Annotated in this window: 3 protein-coding genes; 1 reads left to right on the forward strand and 2 read right to left on the reverse strand. The window is 43.5% G+C overall.

Annotated features, from left to right (window positions below):
• Positions 1-287 precede the first annotated feature (287 nt).
• Positions 288-989: a uracil-DNA glycosylase family protein gene (locus tag Q0J81_RS11040; RefSeq protein ID WP_294447896.1), complete on the forward strand. Its 702-nt coding sequence runs from the start codon at positions 288-290 to the stop codon at positions 987-989.
• 355 nt (positions 990-1,344) lie between these two features.
• Here the strand turns inward: Q0J81_RS11040 and Q0J81_RS11045 are convergent, their stop codons facing one another.
• Positions 1,345-1,638 (reverse strand): DUF1653 domain-containing protein, encoded by a 294-nt coding sequence (locus tag Q0J81_RS11045; RefSeq protein ID WP_294447898.1) that lies wholly within the window; start codon positions 1,636-1,638, stop codon positions 1,345-1,347.
• Between the two features lie 250 nt (positions 1,639-1,888).
• Positions 1,889-3,088: VWA domain-containing protein (locus Q0J81_RS11050; protein ID WP_294447900.1), on the reverse strand; the 1,200-nt coding region annotated here is incomplete at its 5' end.

Below are 3,088 nucleotides of genomic sequence, written 5' to 3' on the forward strand. Positions count from 1 at the left end.
TTGTGCCCACACGTTCTTTTCGGCCATTTGTCTCGCTGCCATTGTCATCTTTTATATTTAATGAGTCCTGAACCTAGGTATTATTCAGGATAAAATATTCACAGCACTTTGCTAGACAAATATATATTAATGGATTATATTAAAATAAATTTTATTAGTTTTGAATGCAGATGACGCATAAATGGAGGCGCCTATGGTAGTTTCTACATGGTAAAATATTTTATAAGCCATAAGAACATTGATATTATTTACAACTAACATATGCGCTATTTATCAGGAGGATTACTATGAATAATGTTAATCAAAAACTTATGAATATTTATAGCTCAACAAAAGAAAAAACTATGAATTTTTGTAAAAAATGTGAGGATACATTCAAAAATTCTGAAGAATTTATTATTCAGTACTGTTACTGTCCTGATAAATATATTGAAAGTAAAACAAAAATCATGTTTGTTGGTCAAGATCCAAATGGATGGGGTTACGAAACTGAAATACTAGATGCTATGAAATATACGCAAGATGCACTAAAAAAAATTGATTGGCATGCACCTTATTGGAGATTTATTCACGAAATTGAATCTATGATAAATGGAGAAAAGGACTTATCTCGAGATTATATATTTTGGTCAAATATTTTTCATATAATTGGAGATGTGGATCCACACCTTATGTTGAGAAATAATGATCTTACTATGGAATATTTAGATCATTTTCAAACTCTTTCTGCTGAAATTGCTGCAGCAGATCCCAATATATTAATTTTTCTCACAGGTCCTAATTATGACCTTTATATTGAAAGAATATTCAAGGATGTTCAATTTTTGCCAGTATCCCAAACCTTTGAGGTTCGAGAGTTGGCACGACTTACCCATAACAATTTGCCAAATAACACGTTCAGACTGTATCACCCCGGATATGCGAATCGTCACAAAGATCGTCTCTGGGAGCCTGTCATGCAGGAAGTGAAAGCCCATCTTTACATGTAACGCCCCCATCTTTGAGGGCATGCGATCTCAAGCCCCGGCTTTCCGGGGCCTGACTCGTCGGGATATTTTACGTGACCATCATCATTGATGGTATTCTAGACAGTCTTGACTTCATAAAGGGGATCAGCATCTATATGTACGGAGACAGGTAGTTTAGAAACATCAGCAATGTGCCGAGTTTCATCCTTCTGTACACTTAGTTTTTCTCTCTTTTTGCGATAACTACTGTCGGTTTCGACTCGGTGAGGAAGTGCCTTCCAGAGCGTTGCGCTGTAGGTTAGCTTGACTTTGTAATAATCCCGCAGACAGACATGAGATGTTCCATCGGGCTTTTCTGCTCAAAAAGAGCTCCAATTTACGCCCGGGACAGAAGTTCAAATCGATATTTCTGCTGGATGTTTGGATACTTCTCCTTGTCCACCTTTGACATAAACATATCGAGCGGCCTTGCGAATACCTTGAGTGTATTTTCATCGTGCAGGTCGTAAAGCGCTTCATAGATGACGAGAATTTCCCTAGTCTCGGAGTGCGTGGCATATCCAAGAATCCTATAGGTGTACATGGGGGAATCGGCGGGATAGAGTTCATGTTTGAAGTGCTGAACAATGTCGCCGGGTTTGAAGGGGGGACGAGTGTTTGATTCTGGCATGAGAGCCTCCCGATGGCGTATAGCCGTTTTTATAAAAACGGGGATAACAAACGAAGAAGATGCTGACAATATGGATTGTAGACTGCCTTTAAACAAAAAAGTTTCGATAAAAGGGCTCCTCGGCAAAATACCGGGGAGCCTTTCTTTTATTCGTCATCATCCTCCGTATCTTTCACAATTTTTATGGCGATCTGAAGAACCAGTATACCTATTGCGAGCCAAGTTGTCTTTTTTATGGATGACGCCATGGTCACCTCCTTTTTTCGAGTAGAGTTTGTTGAAGAAGCCGGAACATTGCCGGAGCCAGTTCGTGGATGTCGGTGATGTTTTCAGAGATGGGAATCATAGTGCTGATGACCGGAGCATCGATGCCGATACCTGATACCTCCATTCCCATTCGTTGGGCTGCTGCTATCGTTTCTTTTGCAGTCTCAGGATCGTCCGGGTAGCCGTCCGTTACCACCAGTACGATTTTTCGATGTTCAGGTCGTGTCGAAAGCATCTCCAATACCCACCACAGGGCCTCAGTCAAAGGTGTGCTTCCATGAGCTTCAACGCCGAAAGAGTTCACAACCCGTTCTCCATGTCGAAGTAAAGGATAGACGGTAGCGTTTACGTTCTCATCATAATCAGCAGGGAAAGCAGAAACGCCCACAGATAGACTTGGAATAGAAGCAAGCCCCAACACCACGGAGTAACAGGCCGCACCAGCAAGTTCGATACGGCTGGTCATGGAGCCGGAGATGTCCAGAAGAATATGGACGGCGGTATCGATTCCTGTGACGGATTCGTTTTTCAGGAACAGTCTGGGATCATGGACGGCAATTCGGTAGAGACCATGCCCACATAATTTTCCATGCCGTGAGTGACTGGAACGCCGCAATATTTGGGATTGCAGAAGTCCTTGAAGTTTTGTCCGCAAGGCTCTGGATATGGCCTGAGCCTCCATGATAAGCGCATCGGGAAGTTCGTTGGGGGTGAGCTTTCCTTCTATGGCTACGCTCATTCCCTTGCGTTGTTGGGGGGAGCATTGGCCGGAAATCATGTCGGAGAGCTGCTTACCCATAGAGGGTGGCATCTCTTCTTCCGTTGCTTGTAGAAGGTCCTGGAGCAATTGTTGTTCGCCTCCTGTTTGTGGCTCTTGCTGGGTTCGTTCTGAGTTATCCTGCGCAGTTATCGAGGGGGATAGTACTGAGCTTTCGGTGAATTCCTGTTCCTTCTGGGCTTCCTGTTCGATGAGCCGGAGAATATCTTGGGCAAAATTCAGCGAATCCTGCGTAGATCGGCATCGGGCCGGAATATCCCGCATGATCGCGTCAATTTTGGAGCGTAATCCGGGCCAGTATTTTTCCATAATGCTTACTTCGAGTTCGCAATTACGAACCAGCTCAGGCACATCCCAGGAACGCAGCGTCAGGAGCACATAGTTCAGAACAGAAAAGGCCGGGGA

The sequence above is a fragment of the uncultured Mailhella sp. genome (genome assembly GCF_944324575.1).
Lineage (GTDB): Bacteria > Desulfobacterota > Desulfovibrionia > Desulfovibrionales > Desulfovibrionaceae > Mailhella.

Bases quoted from the DNA above. Each gene is read 5' to 3' on its own strand.
- Q0J81_RS11040 (WP_294447896.1), top strand. From the start codon at position 288: ATGAATAATGTTAATCAAAAACTTATGAATATTTATAGCTCAACAAAA.
- Q0J81_RS11045 (WP_294447898.1), bottom strand. From the start codon at position 1,638: ATGCCAGAATCAAACACTCGTCCCCCCTTCAAACCCGGCGACATTGTT.